This is a genomic window from Gilliamella sp. BG2, assembly GCF_046635645.1.
In the GTDB taxonomy this organism is placed as follows: Bacteria; Pseudomonadota; Gammaproteobacteria; order Enterobacterales; family Orbaceae; genus Gilliamella; species Gilliamella bombi.
This window is the reverse complement of record NZ_JBIDFF010000004.1, coordinates 1-14934: the sequence shown is the minus strand read 5'-3', so window position 1 is coordinate 14934 and position 14934 is coordinate 1. Positions and strand designations below refer to the sequence as shown.

Below are 14934 nucleotides of genomic sequence, written 5' to 3'. Positions count from 1 at the left end.
CATTATACACCGATAATCACAGAATAAAATTGATATACATCAAAAAATTTATATTTTGAGTTGTTTTTTTACTGCATCACCTATATCGGTAAGGCTTGTTACAACTGTAATACCTGCAGATTGCAATGCTTTAGATTTTTCTACCGCTGTTCCTTTCTTTCCTGAAATAATTGCACCTGCATGCCCCATACGTTTTCCTGATGGAGCTGAAACACCAGCAATATAAGCTATAACAGGTTTAATTACATGTTTTTTAACATATTCAGCTGCTTCTTCTTCAGCACTACCACCAATTTCACCTATCATTACAATAACTTCAGTTTTAGGATCTTGCTCAAGCAATGCTAAAATAGAAATAAAATCACTACCAGGTATAGGGTCACCTCCTATACCTATACATACGGATTGCCCTAAACCAATATCCGTTGTTTGTTTAACCGCTTCATAAGTTAACGTTCCAGAACGCGAAACAATGCCAACCTTTCCTGCACGATGAATATGTCCAGGCATAATACCAATTTTACATTCATCAGGAACAATAATACCCGGGCAATTTGGTCCAATCATTACAACATTATTTTGTTGTAATTTTGCCTTAACAACAAGCATATCTAGAGTTGGAATACCTTCGGTAATACAGACTATTAGTTTAATGCCTGCATCAATCGCTTCCAAAATAGAATCCTTACCAAATGCTGCTGGCACATAAATAACACTAGCTGTTGCACCAGTTGCAACAACCGCTTCTTTAACAGTATTAAAAACAGGTAAACCTAAGTGGGTTGTTCCTCCTTTACCTGGTGTCACACCACCAACTAACTTAGTACCATAGGCAAGCGCTTGTTCAGAATGAAAAGTTCCCTGACTACCAGTAAATCCTTGACAGATAACTTTTGTTTCTTTATTAACTAAAATTGACATAATAACTATTCTCCATGCGTCCTATTATTTGGCAACAGCAACAATTTTTTGGGCCGCATCTAGTAAACTTTCGGCAGTAATAACATTTAATTTACTTTTAGCTAAAATTTCTCGAGCAAGCTGTGCATTGTTACCTTCAAGGCGAACAACAACAGGAACAGTAAGACCTATTTCTTTAATTGCACTAATAATTCCATCGGCAATTAAATCGCAACGAACAATACCACCAAAAATATTAACTAAAATCGCTTTCACGTTTTTGTCAGATAATATCAACTTAAATGCTTCAGCAACACGCTCTTTCGTTGTGCCACCACCAACGTCCAAAAAGTTAGCTGGCGAACCACCATGTAGTTTAATAATATCCATAGTTGCCATCGCAAGACCTGCACCATTAACCATACAACCAATATTGCCATTTAATGATACATAGCTAATACCTTGTTTTGCGGCAATTGACTCACGTTCATCTTCTTGAGTTGTGTCCCTTAAAATATTTAAATTAGGATGTCTAAAAATGGCATTATCATCTAACACAACTTTTGCGTCCAAACAAATTAGCTCATCGGAATCAGTAATCACTAATGGATTAACTTCAGCTAATGAAACATCATTTTCTAAAAATAGTTTTGCAAAATTAACAAATAACTTTGTAAATTGATTAATTAATTTACCTGTTAATCCCAATTTGAACGCAAGTTCACGCCCTTGGTAAGCACAAGGGCCAGTTAACGGGTCAAGTGAAGTTTTATAAATTAAATATGGTGTTTTTTCAGCAACGCTTTCAATATCAACACCACCTTCTGTCGAAGCCATAATTACTACACGCTTGGAACTACGATCGACCACTGCTCCTAAATAAAGTTCTTTCTGAATATTAGACGCTTTTTCAATTAAAATCTTATTAACTGGTTGACCTTTATCGGTGGTTTGATAAGTAACTAGATTTTGCCCTAACCATTTTTCAGCAAATTGCATTATTTCACTATAGTTTTGAGTACAAATAACACCACCAGCTTTACCCCTTCCCCCTGCATGAACTTGACATTTAGCAACCCAAGCTCCTAAATTTGTCCCTGAAGATAATTCAGCTAATGTATCTTGTATTTCACCGATTGAGTTACAAACATACCCTTCAGGTACAGGCAAATTATATTGTTTAAAAAGATATTTAGATTGATACTCATGCAAATTCATAATGAAATTCCACAGCCTAATTTAATATAAAAAATAGGCAATAATTTTAATGCAAGATAAATAAATTGTATAGCACATAATAACTTATGTTCTGTGTAATTTAGAATTATTGCTGATAATAAGTGACAATGATATACTCCTAAAATATTTTAATATCATAGATAGTAAAGGTACAAATATGAAACAAGTTGGTATTTTTTTTGGTAGTGATACAGGTAATACAGAAAATGTAGCAAAGCAAATCCAACTCATTTTAGGTAGTGACAAAGCTGATCTTTTCGACATTGCAAAAGCCACTAAAGAAAACATTGAACAATACGATTACCTATTTTTCGGTATTCCAACTTGGTACTATGGTGAATCTCAAGCTGACTGGGATGACTTTTTTCCCAATTTAGAAAAAATTGATTTTAGTGGTAAAACAGTGGCTATCTTTGGTTGTGGCGATCAAGAAGACTATGCAGAATATTTCTGTGATGCTATGGGAACACTCCGCGATATTATTGAACCTAAAGGAGCAAAAATTGTTGGACACTGGTCAACCGAAGGTTATAGTTTCGAAGCATCTAAAAGCTTAGTTGATGACACTCATTTCATTGGTTTAGCCATTGATGAAGATCGTCAACCTGAATTAACCGAAGAACGTATTAATAATTGGGTAAATCAAGTTAAAACAGAAATGAAAATTTAGTCTATTGAATTGATTTCTTTTATTTACCCTACATAGTTCCTATAATGAATTATGATTAATAAATTAATTGGAAAGTAATATGACAAATCATGATAATGATAATAATGAAGCACTCAAAAGCGCTGGTTTAAAGGTTACGTTACCACGATTAAAGATTTTAGAATTATTACGAGATCCTTCATGCCAACACATTACTGTAGAAGATCTTTACAAAAAACTACTTAATATGGGGGAAGAAATTGGACTTGCAACAGTTTACCGTGTTTTGAATCAATTTGATGATGCTGGAATTGTTACTCGTCATAACTTTGAGGGTGGTAAGGCAGTATTTGAACTAGCAACACAACAACATCATAATCATTTAATTTGTTTAGATTGTGGCGAAGTGTTTGAATTTCGTGATGATATTATCAATGCTAGACAAAAAGAGATTGCCGAACAATATGGTGTTAATTTAACTTTTCACAGTTTATATCTATATGGCCATTGCCAGTCGGGTGATTGCAAAGCCCATCCCGAACTTCATCACAAAAAATAAGCCTATTCCAATAGGCTTTTTATTTAAAATATATCAATTCATCTTTAGTGCTAGGACAATAATTGAATGAAACAACTTTTAAATTTTATTCCTCTTGTATTCTTTTTTGTATTTCTAACCAAGTATGATATTTTTGTTGGCGTTCAAGCATTAATGATTGCTGCTACCTTGTGTTTTCTTCTTGTTCTAATTTTATATAGAAAATTAGATAAAGTAGAACTAATTTCTTATCTGATGGTTATGGTTTTTGGTGGATTCACACTCTATATGCGTGATCCCAATATTATTAAATGGAAAGTAACTATTATTAATTTCTTATTTGCCTCAGCCCTATTAGTTAGCCAATTTTTTTTCAAAAAAAACCTACTTCAAACAATGTTAGGTAAAGAAATACAACTAGAGACCAACATATGGAATAAATTAAATTTATTATGGATCTTCTTTTTTATATTATGTGGCACCATTAGTTTAGGTGCGACCTATTACATGACAGATGATTTCTTTTGGATATTTAAAGTATTTATTTTACCTGGTGCATCCTTACTATTATCGTTGATATCAGGTATCTATATCTATAAAAATATGAATAAAGATACCGAAAATAAATAAATTGTACATACGGAGTAATTTAGCATGACACAAAATATAGCCCCTAAAGGTCAATTAGTACTTAGAACGCTAGCAATGCCTGCTGACACTAATCCGCATGGTCACATTTTTGGTGGATGGATAATGTCTCAAATGGATCTCGCTGGAGGTATTTTATCAAAAGAAATAGCCAGAAATCGAGTTGTAACCGTTAATGCTAGTAGTATTACATTTTACAAGCCCGCAATGGTAGGAGATGTTGTTTGTTGTTATGCTCATTGCATCAAAACTGGAAAAACCTCTATCACAATTGGTATTGAAGTTTGGGTTAAAAAAGTCATAGATACATCGGATTCAACACAACGGTTTTGCATAACAGATGCCGTATTCACATATGTTTCAGTAGATAAACATAATAATCCAAAACCATTACCTGAAGTATTTCAAAATTATGATTGTACTAAAGATCCAATAACCAAGTTAAACCTAACTGATAGCTAATTAAATATGCAATTTACCTCATTTCATGCATTAATTAGTACTTTGATCTTCCTTATTTATTGGTTGATCATTGTTTCAACAACTTTACGGATTGTCTTTAAGCGAAGACCGACAACTTATGTTATTGCATGGATGCTGGTTATTTATATTTTACCGCTTGTCGGTGTGATTCTTTATTTTTCACTGGGCGAAGCTCACTTAGGTCAGCAACGAGTTAAACGCGCACAAAAAATGCGCCCGACTATTTCCAAGTTTATTAACCAACTAAGTGACTTTCCTGACATATTCACCAACAAAGTCAGCCAAGTCAGCAAACCAATTTTTCAGCTTTGTAAACATCAAACTGGTCTTGATGGAATTAATGGCAATCATATTGAGTTACTGAGTGAAACAAACATAATTTTTAACCGTTTAATTGATGATATAAATCATGCGACATCAAATATCGAAATGGTATTTTATATATGGAATGAAGGTGGTCGTGCTGATGATGTCGAGCAAGCACTTATTCAAGCAACTAAACGAGGTGTAACTTGCCGATTAATGGTTGATTCTGCTGGTAGCAGACATTTTATTAAAAGTAATGCTAGTAAAAGAATGCGTGCTGCAGGCATCATCATTGTCGAAGCCTTACAAGTAAATTTACTTCGATTTATGTTTAGGCGGTTAGATTTACGTCAACACCGCAAAGTAGCTATTATCGATAACTATATATCTTATACTGGTAGTATGAATATTGTCGATCCGCGTTTCTTCAAACAAAATAAACATGTTGGCAAATGGGTTGATATCATGGTCAGAATGAATGGCCCTGTTACAACACTCATGGGTGCCTTATATGCCAGTGATTGGGAATTAGAAACTGGCAAATATTTATCCCTACCGAAAATCACTGATTTCGCTGAACCACCTGAAGATAATAAACACATTATGCAATTAATAGCATCGGGTCCGGGTTATATGGAAAACATGATCCACCAAGTATTATTAACAGCAATTTATTCGGCACAAGAACAAATTATTTTCACTACACCTTATTTAGTACCAAGTGATGATATTTTACATGCTGTATGCACAGCTGCACAGCGAGGTGTTGAAGTCATCATCATCATTCCTAAAAATAATGACTCATTAATGGTAAAATGGGCAAGTCGAGCATTCTTTTCTGAATTATTAAACGGCGGAGTAAAACTCTATCAATTCAATGATAATTTGCTACATACTAAAAGTGTTTTAATTGACAATCAATTAAGTCTTGTCGGTACTGTCAATTTAGATATGCGCAGTTTGTGGCTTAATTTTGAAATTACAACTGTGATTGATGATGCAGAGTTCGCTAAATCTTTATCAAATCTTTTACAAAAATATTTATCTAATTCAGATGAAATAAACACCAAAGAGTGGAATCAACGCCCTATTTGGCAACGCATTGTCGAGCGGCTTTTTTACTTTTTCGCACCTTTGCTGTAATTATTAACCTATTTTAAACTTATTATGATTACTAACTACTAATAACCATTTTGAGAAACATCTGGCAAAAACTGATTATCCTTTAATCGATAAACATCACTATCAATAGAACCATCAATCTTAAGTGTGATTTCCCGCCAACCTGGTGCATCGTCGCTTGATAATTGAAAATCGTAACATTCAGGTTTAAATTGAAAACAAGTGGAAGGAGTTGAAAATGCCTTACAATTATGCCAAACATAATCTTGTTTTTGATGAATATGTCCCCACCCAATTCCTTTTACATTGGGATGTTTTTGAATAATTTTCTCTAACTGGTCACTATTTTTTAAAATATGATGATCTAACCAATAGCAACCAGAATTAACTGGATGGTGGTGTAAAAAAACTAATGCATTTCTATTAGGATGTTCAGTTAAAACATTATGTAAAAACTTAAGTTCAGATCCAGACAAAAAACCGTAAGCCTGACCAACAACTTGGCTATTCAATAAAATAATTAGCCATTTATCTCCCAACAAAACTACCTTATTATCAACAAGTTGATAATTTGCAAACACATCTTGCATATACAAATAATTATCATGATTGCCAGCCAACCACACACAAGGGGTGTCAAACTTAATTATTTGTTCTGCAAAACGCGCATAAGCTTTTTTAGAGCCATCTTGTACAAAATCACCCGTTGCTACAATTAAATCAAACTTCTTATTACTACGTTCAACTTCATTTATAACCGCTAGAAAGCTTGCATTAGAATTAACACCAAGCAATGAAGCATTGTCATCAGCGAAAAGATGAGTATCAGTTATATGTAATATTTTACCGTAATTTTTATTACAGATTGGAAGTTTTAGAAATGACTCCAAAATTCACCCCAATTGTCTATTAATCTATAATCATGGTTAATAATGTCAACAACACAATAGACATTGTGACTGAAAAAACAATTTATTATAAATCCTAGCATTCTATTAAAGTGTAAAATAGTTCTCACATTTATGAAAGAAATAATTAAAAATGATGCCTAAAAAGTTATTTCCACTCTTTTCTTAAGAGATCATGATTAAGTTCTAGCCACTGAAGCGCAATAATTGATGCAGCATTGTTAATCACTCCATCTTTAACCCATTGATAAGCTTGAGTTCGACTTACTACATGAACTTTAATATCTTCACTTTCTTCGTCAAGACCATGAATGCCTTCAGCGGTTGATGAGTCAACTTCACCCACCAAAATGTGCAATTGTTCAGTTAAACCTCCAGGAGATGCTAAATAACTGATGATGGGTTTACATCGACCAATAACAACTCCCGCCTCTTCCATTGCTTCACGTCTTGCTACTTCTTCAAATGATTCATTCTCATGATCCATCATACCTGCAATAAGTTCTAGTATCCAAGGACTATCTTGGGTTTCAATCGCAGCAATCCGGATTTGCTCAATTAGCACAACTTCATCACGTTTTACATCATATGCTAAAAGTACAACCGCATGCCCACGTTCTAAAATTTCACGAGTTACAATCTCACTAATTGAACCATCAAATTTTCGATATTGAAAACGATATTCAAGCAAAGAAAAAAAACCTTTATACAAGATTCGTTTTGTTAAATTAAACACATCATTTTTGTCAAAATTTACCAAACTGTCTTTAATTTTCATAAAAGCTCCCGAATTTAAACTGAATTTGAATAAAAAGTGCGAATGACACACAAACAATACTTACTATATACTAATTATCTGTTAAAATTACGCTATTAAAAATACTACTATATTTTAATGATTTTTAAAGAGAAGATTGATGAAAAAAACCTTAACCTTTTTAATTGGCTTAGCGTTAAGCCAATCTGTCTTTGCTGAAAATTTGATACAAGTTTATGAACAAGCAAAAGAAACTAACCCAGATCTACGTAGTTCATTAGCTGAAAAAAATAAAGCATACGCAGCAATTTCAGGTTCTCGAGCAAGTTTACTACCACAAGTTGGTTTAAGTGCTTCCTACGGTGTTACTCATGGTCGACGTGATACAAGTGGTGTAAAATCTAAAAATGGCAACTTATACCAAGCCGCAGTATCTCAAAGCATTTTTAATTTCTCAAATTGGAAAGCCTTAGATATTACTAAAAAACAAGCAAGTATTGCTGATATTGCCTATCAATACCAAGGTCAAACATTAATCTTAAATACTTCTGTCGCTTATTTTAATGTATTAAAAGCACTTGATGCATTAAGCTTTATTGATGCACAGAAAAAAGCAATTGGCCGTCAGTTAGAACAAACTCGTCAACAACATCAAGTTGGTTTAGTTGCAATCACTGATGTACAAAACGCTCAAGCTAACTATGACTTAACTGTTGCACAACAAGTTAATGCATTAAATGATCTAAATAATGCCATTGAAGCATTGCGACAAGTAAGTGGTCGTTTTTATTCAAGTTTAGCAAGTGTCAATACCAATACATTTAAAACAGAATCGCCAGCACAAATCAGCGCACTGTTAAAACAATCTGAAAAATCTAATCTTAATTTATTAACAATGAGGTTAAATCAAGACATAGCGCGTGAACAAATCAAACTCTCACAGGCAGGACATTTACCTACAGCAAGTTTAGATGCATCAACTAATTTGAATAAAACTGATAGATACGGTAATAGCGTAGGGACTGGTGCTCATGGTAAATCTTATTCAGGGAATAACTATGTTGGCGTCAGTGTAAACCTACCTATCTTTTCAGGTGGTGCAACAATGTCTAAAGTTGAGCAAGCACAACAAAATTACGTCAGTTTTAGCGAAAAATTAGAAAGCACCAATCGAGGTGTAATTAATCAAGTCCGCTCATCATACAATAATATTTCATCATCAATAAGTGCCATCAAAGCTTATCAACAAGCAGTTGTTTCGGCACAAAGTTCATTAGAAGCAACCAATTCTGAGTACCAAGCTGGAACAAGAACAATTGTTGACGTATTAAATGCAACAACTCAACTATACAGTTCTAAACGAAATTTATCAGATGCAAAATATAACTATTTAACCAGTTTACTACAATTAAAATATGCAGTAGGAACTTTAACTGCTAATGATTTAGTTTATCTAAACAATATGTTAGGTAAAGAAGTAAGCACTTTAGCTACAATAAAATAATTGTAGAATCAATTATGGTAATTATAAAGAAGGCGAGCAAATCGCCTTTTTTATTATGCATAAAAACAAACCTATTACGATATTGCATTCAACACAAATTCAATAAATGCTTTTAGTTTTGGTGGTTGCTGACGATCAGCAGTATAAAGCATATTAAGCGGCTTGGCAGGTGGTAAAAATTTTTGTAATATGGGAAATAATTTTTTCTGCTTAATTGGTTCTTGTAACATAGATTCTGGCAACATGGTGATACCTAGTCCTTCAATCGCAGCTATTGCTATTGCTAACGCTGAAGTCTGATTACTTTTAAATGTCCCTGATATAGGAATATTGACTATTTCACCATTAATCATAAACGACCAAACATGATCTTTTTTATTCTGATTCACATATTGGTAAATCAAGCATTGATGCTTTTTCAAATCATCAGGTATTAATGGAACACCATATTGCGCTAAATAATCTGGTGAGGCAGCAAAAATAAGTTGATGAGGATTAAGTTTACGAGCAATAAGGCCTGAATCACTCAAATCACCAATCCGAAAAGCGATATCAAAACCGTCCTTAATTAAATCGACATAACGATCACTTAATTGTATATCGACACTAATTTGGGGATAACACTTCATAAAACTACTAATTAATGGCACTAAAGTAAAATTACCAAAAGTAAATGGTGCACTAATTCTAAGCACACCACTAGGTTTATCTAAAAACTGTTGCGCAAGCATAGAGGTGGCTTTAACTTCACCTAAAATACTCACACAGCGCTCATAATACTGCTTACCAAATTCAGTAAGATTTTGTGAACGTGTTGTTCGATTAAGTAACTTTAACCCTAATTGCGTTTCTAAAAAAAGAATATATTTCGCAACCATTTGCGGAGAGATATTTAATGAAATAGATGCCGATGCAAATGAACCTGTATCACAACCAACGCTTATTCCCTTTTTAATGATTTAGACAGCTATTTTATTGAAACATGGATTAATAATGCCGGTTTTGGTCATTACGGCAGTGTTAGCGATCAAGATTTAGGAAAAATCGAATCAATGCTTCATTTAAATATTGAAGTCCTAACAATTTTTTCAACACTGTATGTACGTAAATATCAAAATGAATCTGGGACACAACTAATAAACATCTCCTCCCTGGTGGATATACACTCGTTCCTAATGCGGTAACCTATTGCGCAACAAAATTCTATGTCAATGCCTTTACCGAAGGGCTAGCACAAGAATTAAAGCAAGCTAACGCCCAATTAACCGCAAAGGTGTTAGCTCCGGCCGCGACAAAAACAGAATTTGGTGAAAAAGCCAATAATGTCAGTAACTACAATTATGATGCAAGTTTTACCAAGTACCATACAGCAAAGCAAATGGCCGATTTTTTACTGGCTTTATACGATAGCAACAAAGTTATTGGTGAGATTAATACAAAAGATTTCTCTTTTTCACTAAAAGACAGTATATTTCCCTATTCAGGAAATCCGTCAGAAAATCAAAAGTAAGAAAATAATGAATTTACAAGTAATGTTAAATCGAACAGCAAAATATGATTTTTAGCAAAATTGAACTTTGGCAGTCGTTATTTTGATTGCCAAATTTCAGGATAAAAAGAGAAACATAGCATATTGATTTAAAGTGAAGTTTTATTTACTTCGATCAAAAAATGGCGTTTAAATGAAATTGGGCGCCAGATATGAAATAGGTTTCTAAGTGTAAACGGAAAGGTTTTTATAGGCTTTTTAAAAAGTTTAAGCAACCAACCATCAGTCCCCTCAACGACATAAATTCAAAACTTGAATGGCAACACATTTATAATAAAAAAAACAGCCCCAAAAAAACTAACGCTACAATTATTTATCAAATAAGCAAATTTTATACTGAAACGCATAGTTTCCTGAAACATCTTAACAAGTATATTAACTTGTTAAGATGCAGTTTTTATAATAAAGATATCAATTACGAAATTCGCATTCCTGGTTTAGCACCACTATCTGGTGATAGTAGGTACACACCTTCATCATCACCTTTACCACTCGCACAAAGCACCATACCTTCAGAAATACCAAAGCGCATTTTACGAGGAGCTAAGTTAGCAATCATAATAGTTAAACGCCCAATTAACACCTCTGGGTCAGGATAAAACTGCTTGATACCTGAAAACACATTACGGGTTTCGTCACCAATATCAAGCGTTAATTGAAGTAATTTATCGGATCCTTCAACAAAGCAAGCATGTTTAATTAAAGCAACGCGCATATCGACTTTAGCAAAATCATCAAAATTAATCGTGTCAGCGATAGGCTCTGCAACTTTAGGTTTTGCCGGTTGGGCTAATGCAGCTTGTTGTTTTGTTTCTTCAATCATGTTTGTAATTTTATCCATATCAATACGATTAAATAAAGCTTTAAACTGATTAATTTTATGACTTGTTAAAGCATTATCAATTTCATTCCATTCTAATTTGCTATTTAAAAATGCTTCTGTACGTTCAGCCAATGAAGGCACAATTGGTTTTAAATAGGTCATTAAGATGCGGAATAAGTGAATTCCCATTGAGCAAATATCTTGCAACACTTGATCTTGCCCTTCTTGTTTAGCAACCACCCAAGGCGCCTTTTCGTCAATATAGCGGTTAGCTTCGTCAGCAAGTGCCATAATTTCACGAATTGCCTTGCCTGATTCGCGTTGTTCAAAATAGTCAGCAATCACTTCTGCTTTTTCAACAAACAAGGAATACAGTTCAGGCTCTGCCACTTTATCTGATAATTTGCCGCCAAAGCGTTTATAAATAAAACCAGCCGAACGCGAAGCAATATTAACAACTTTATTAACTAAATCACTATTTACACGTTGAACAAAGTCTTCTAAATTTAAGTCAATATCATCAATGTGTGACGACAATTTAGCCGCATAATAATAACGTAAACAATCAGGATCTAAATGTTTTAGATAGGTACTTGCTTGAATAAAAGTACCGCGTGATTTAGACATTTTTGCACCATCAACAGTCACATAACCATGTACAAAAATATTGGAAGGCTTGCGATATTCGCTACCTTCAAGCATTGCTGGCCAAAATAAGCTGTGGAAATAAACAATATCTTTACCAATGAAGTGATACAGTTCTGTATTTGAATTTTTGTCCCAAAACTCATCAAAAATTGGTTTATTTTGTTTATTACAGTAATTTAAGAAAGATCCCATATAACCAATTGGCGCATCTAACCAAACGTAAAAATACTTACCTGGAGCATCGGGGATCTCAAATCCAAAATAAGGTGCATCACGACTAATATCCCACGGTTGTAAGCCTGATTCGAACCATTCTTGCATTTTATTAGCAACTTGATCTTGTAATGTTCCTGAGCGAATCCACTCTTGTAACATAGTTGAAAAAGCCGGAAGATCGAAAAAGAAATGTTCAGACTCTTTTAAAATTGGTGTCGCCCCCGAAACCACAGATTTAGGATTAATTAAATCAATCGGATTGTAAGTTGCACTACACACTTCACAGTTATCGCCATATTGATCTGGGGCTTTACAACGTGGACAAGTACCTTTTACAAAGCGATCTGGTAAAAACATCTGTTTTTCAGGATCGAATAGCTGTGAAATAACTTTAGTTTTAATATAACCATTCGCTTTCAAACGTTTATAAATTTGCTCTGATATCTCACGATTTTCTGGGCTATGTGTTGAATGGTAATTATCATAACTAATATTAAAGCCAGAAAAATCACGTTGATGTTCGGTTTTAACTTCACTAATCATTTGCTCTGGAGTAATCCCCAATTGCTGAGCCTTGAGCATAATTGGCGTGCCATGGGCATCATCAGCACAAATAAAATAGATCTCATTACCACGCATACGTTGATAGCGTACCCATACATCAGCTTGAATGTGTTCTAGCATATGACCTAAGTGAATTGCACCATTGGCATAAGGAAGTGCACAAGTCACCAATATTTTGCGTTGAGTTGTCATGTTGATTTATTACCCTTTTTTACATAATGGCAGAAATAGTACATCAATCGTGGGATTATCGCTAGATTTATGCCATAATTTGATAAAATTTATATACTCAATTCATATTTCAAACAGAAAATAATCATTTTTATGAGGGTAAACCAATTTACTGTTTACCACCTTATTATTTAAGGTATTTTACGCTTTTAATGCAAGGTAATTGAAAATAAAACGAGTATAAATACTAAGGCATAAAGAGATAACCACAATGAACACTGAAGTAAAAAAAATTCTTGAAAATTTTATTCATTCAACTCTACAAAAAAATTTACTTGAACTCGATGCAATAAAAAAATGCGAAATAGTTAATCACCATTTAACTATAAATTTAACAATGCCTTTCGCTTGGCAATCTACTTTTGAAGAATTGAAAAAAATAACCACTCCAAAATTGCTTAAACTTAACAGCGTTAATGAAGTTGACTGGCATATTGAATATAAAATTGCTACTTTAAAACGTGCTAATAACCAAAATGCCATTAATAATATAAAAAACATTATCGCAATAAGCTCAGGAAAAGGCGGTGTGGGTAAATCATCAACAGCGGTCAATCTTGCGCTAGCTTTACAAAAACAAGGCGCTAAAGTGGGGATCTTAGATGCAGATATTTATGGTCCCTCGATCCCAACCATGCTAGGTACAGAAAACCAGCAACCCTTAACACCCGATAATAAACATATGACACCAATCATGGCATATGGGCTTGCTAGTAATTCCATTGGTTATTTAGTTGATCCTAATGGTGCCATGGTATGGCGTGGACCTATGGCAAGTAAAGCACTATTACAGATTTTACAAGATACGCTTTGGCCAGAACTCGACTATCTTGTCATTGATATGCCGCCAGGTACTGGGGATATCCAATTAACGCTTGCGCAAAACATTCCAGTTACTGCTGCTGTGATTATCACAACTCCTCAAGATATTGCTTTAATCGATGCAAAAAAAGGTATTACCATGTTTAATAAAGTAAACATACCAACACTAGGAATTATTGAAAACATGAGTTACCACATTTGCGAACATTGTGGACATCATGAGGCCATCTTTGGTGAAGGTGGTGCTAAACATTTAGCTGAGCAATATCAAACCAAATTGCTAGGGCAAATTCCACTTCAAAAAATGTTACGCCAAGATCTTGATACAGGAAAGCCCACGGTCATTAACCACCCTGATAACGAATTTAGCCAACTTTATTATCAAATTGCAGGAAGTATTGCTAGTGAGTTATATTGGCAAGGTGAAGCTATTTTGCCTGATATTGCTTTTAAGACATTGTAACTTAAAAATCCAACTATTGGCTGTAAAAACAGCCAATACTAATTACATATCATTTCTATTAATTCGATAACTACTCAAATTTATTCATCATTTTGAACAATAACATTATTAACGATAATAGAAATCGGCTAATTCATCACTTAAAACAAATTCAAGCTATTGTTCAGAAGTTGTTTTAGTAGAATGGCAACACATTTTCAAACAAAAAAATTAAGGGGTAAGTGTTTTTTAAATTCAACGGGAGGCAAGTAGCCTAACGAAGAATGTAATCGTTTATGATTATACCAATAGGCATAAGCCGAAAAAGCGCGTTGTAACTCAGCCGTTGAGTTGAAACGTTGGCCTTTTACAAATTCCGTTTTAATTGTTTTAAATGTCGCTTCCGCTACCGCATTGTCATAAGGACATCCTTTCTTGCTTAATGAATGCGTGATATTAAATGTCTTAAAACACGCCTCTAATAACCGATTATCAAACTCTTTGCCTCGGTCTGAATGAAATAAATCTAATTTTGATAATGGTTGTTTAATTTGGCTTAATGCCGACATAACAAGCTCTGCTGTT

General features: G+C 33.9%; 14 protein-coding genes and 1 pseudogene. 8 read left to right on the top strand and 7 right to left on the bottom strand.

The genetic code is table 11. The annotated features are described in order from the left end of the window. Positions 1-48: 48 nt before the first annotated feature. Together sucD and sucC are read right to left on the bottom strand one after the other, a co-directional pair. Positions 49-921, bottom strand: a complete 873-nt coding sequence (sucD, locus tag ACGH6Q_RS02605) for a succinate--CoA ligase subunit alpha (RefSeq protein WP_411591735.1) — start codon at positions 919-921, stop codon at positions 49-51. A gap of 24 nt (positions 922-945) precedes the next feature. Continuing rightward, positions 946-2118, bottom strand: coding sequence for an ADP-forming succinate--CoA ligase subunit beta (sucC, locus tag ACGH6Q_RS02600; RefSeq protein ID WP_034909752.1), 1173 nt, complete (start codon positions 2116-2118; stop codon positions 946-948). A gap of 178 nt (positions 2119-2296) precedes the next feature. Between sucC and fldA the strand changes: the two genes are divergently transcribed. The 5 genes from fldA to cls all read left to right on the top strand — a co-directional run bounded on the left by fldA (position 2297) and on the right by cls (position 5906). Then, positions 2297-2809 (top strand): flavodoxin FldA, encoded by a 513-nt coding sequence (gene fldA / locus ACGH6Q_RS02595; protein ID WP_085164389.1) that lies wholly within the window; start codon positions 2297-2299, stop codon positions 2807-2809. Between the two features lie 79 nt (positions 2810-2888). Beyond that, positions 2889-3347 (top strand): ferric iron uptake transcriptional regulator, encoded by a 459-nt coding sequence (gene fur, locus ACGH6Q_RS02590; RefSeq protein ID WP_034909755.1) that lies wholly within the window; start codon positions 2889-2891, stop codon positions 3345-3347. Positions 3348-3413: 66 nt separating this feature from the next. Then, the gene (locus ACGH6Q_RS02585; RefSeq protein WP_065610175.1) at positions 3414-3956 is read left to right on the top strand and encodes an inner membrane-spanning protein YciB; all 543 of its coding nucleotides are present in this window, start codon (positions 3414-3416) and stop codon (positions 3954-3956) included. Between the two features lie 24 nt (positions 3957-3980). Then, the gene (gene yciA / locus ACGH6Q_RS02580) at positions 3981-4436 is read left to right on the top strand and encodes an acyl-CoA thioester hydrolase YciA (protein ID WP_065560601.1); all 456 of its coding nucleotides are present in this window, start codon (positions 3981-3983) and stop codon (positions 4434-4436) included. Positions 4437-4442: 6 nt separating this feature from the next. After that, positions 4443-5906 carry a cardiolipin synthase gene (gene cls, locus ACGH6Q_RS02575; protein ID WP_411591734.1) on the top strand — a complete coding sequence of 488 codons (1464 nt, stop codon included), beginning with the start codon at positions 4443-4445 and terminating at the stop codon, positions 5904-5906. 38 nt (positions 5907-5944) lie between these two features. Here the strand turns inward: cls and cpdA are convergent, their stop codons facing one another. Both cpdA and nudF read right to left on the bottom strand, forming a co-directional pair. Next, the gene (gene cpdA, locus ACGH6Q_RS02570; RefSeq protein ID WP_411591732.1) at positions 5945-6775 is read right to left on the bottom strand and encodes a 3',5'-cyclic-AMP phosphodiesterase; all 831 of its coding nucleotides are present in this window, start codon (positions 6773-6775) and stop codon (positions 5945-5947) included. Positions 6776-6941: 166 nt separating this feature from the next. Further along, positions 6942-7571 carry an ADP-ribose diphosphatase gene (gene nudF, locus ACGH6Q_RS02565; RefSeq protein ID WP_411591731.1) on the bottom strand — a complete coding sequence of 210 codons (630 nt, stop codon included), beginning with the start codon at positions 7569-7571 and terminating at the stop codon, positions 6942-6944. A gap of 139 nt (positions 7572-7710) precedes the next feature. Between nudF and tolC the strand changes: the two genes are divergently transcribed. After that, on the top strand, positions 7711-9054 hold the full coding sequence (gene tolC, locus ACGH6Q_RS02560) for an outer membrane channel protein TolC (protein WP_411591729.1): 1344 nt from the start codon (positions 7711-7713) through the stop codon (positions 9052-9054). A 74-nt stretch (positions 9055-9128) separates the two neighbouring features. On the opposite strand, the gene ACGH6Q_RS02555 is transcribed toward tolC, so the two are convergent. Next, the gene (locus ACGH6Q_RS02555; RefSeq protein ID WP_411591727.1) at positions 9129-9932 is read right to left on the bottom strand and encodes a LysR substrate-binding domain-containing protein; all 804 of its coding nucleotides are present in this window, start codon (positions 9930-9932) and stop codon (positions 9129-9131) included. Between the two features lie 48 nt (positions 9933-9980). Here ACGH6Q_RS02555 and ACGH6Q_RS02550 point away from each other — a divergent pair. Continuing rightward, positions 9981-10564, top strand: a pseudogene (locus tag ACGH6Q_RS02550) (SDR family NAD(P)-dependent oxidoreductase); the annotation flags it as partial. Between the two features lie 454 nt (positions 10565-11018). Here ACGH6Q_RS02550 and metG read toward each other — a convergent pair. Next, complete coding sequence (gene metG, locus ACGH6Q_RS02545) at positions 11019-13046, bottom strand: methionine--tRNA ligase (RefSeq protein WP_296301299.1); 2028 nt, start codon at positions 13044-13046, stop codon at positions 11019-11021. 250 nt (positions 13047-13296) lie between these two features. Here metG and apbC point away from each other — a divergent pair, with 250 nt between their 5' ends. Continuing rightward, a complete protein-coding gene (gene apbC, locus ACGH6Q_RS02540; RefSeq protein WP_296301298.1) occupies positions 13297-14370 on the top strand; it encodes an iron-sulfur cluster carrier protein ApbC in 1074 nt (357 codons plus the stop codon). 197 nt (positions 14371-14567) lie between these two features. Here the strand turns inward: apbC and ACGH6Q_RS02535 are convergent. Beyond that, the coding region (locus tag ACGH6Q_RS02535; RefSeq protein ID WP_411591725.1) for a transposase at positions 14568-14934 on the bottom strand (367 nt) is incomplete at its 5' end.

Bases quoted from the DNA above. Each gene is read 5' to 3' on its own strand.
- tolC (WP_411591729.1), top strand. From the start codon at position 7,711: ATGAAAAAAACCTTAACCTTTTTAATTGGCTTAGCGTTAAGCCAATCT.
- sucD (WP_411591735.1), bottom strand. From the start codon at position 921: ATGTCAATTTTAGTTAATAAAGAAACAAAAGTTATCTGTCAAGGATTT.
- sucC (WP_034909752.1), bottom strand. From the start codon at position 2,118: ATGAATTTGCATGAGTATCAATCTAAATATCTTTTTAAACAATATAAT.
- ACGH6Q_RS02555 (WP_411591727.1), bottom strand. From the start codon at position 9,932: ATGGTTGCGAAATATATTCTTTTTTTAGAAACGCAATTAGGGTTAAAG.
- fur (WP_034909755.1), top strand. From the start codon at position 2,889: ATGACAAATCATGATAATGATAATAATGAAGCACTCAAAAGCGCTGGT.
- cls (WP_411591734.1), top strand. From the start codon at position 4,443: ATGCAATTTACCTCATTTCATGCATTAATTAGTACTTTGATCTTCCTT.
- metG (WP_296301299.1), bottom strand. From the start codon at position 13,046: ATGACAACTCAACGCAAAATATTGGTGACTTGTGCACTTCCTTATGCC.
- fldA (WP_085164389.1), top strand. From the start codon at position 2,297: ATGAAACAAGTTGGTATTTTTTTTGGTAGTGATACAGGTAATACAGAA.
- ACGH6Q_RS02585 (WP_065610175.1), top strand. From the start codon at position 3,414: ATGAAACAACTTTTAAATTTTATTCCTCTTGTATTCTTTTTTGTATTT.
- yciA (WP_065560601.1), top strand. From the start codon at position 3,981: ATGACACAAAATATAGCCCCTAAAGGTCAATTAGTACTTAGAACGCTA.
- apbC (WP_296301298.1), top strand. From the start codon at position 13,297: ATGAACACTGAAGTAAAAAAAATTCTTGAAAATTTTATTCATTCAACT.
- nudF (WP_411591731.1), bottom strand. From the start codon at position 7,571: ATGAAAATTAAAGACAGTTTGGTAAATTTTGACAAAAATGATGTGTTT.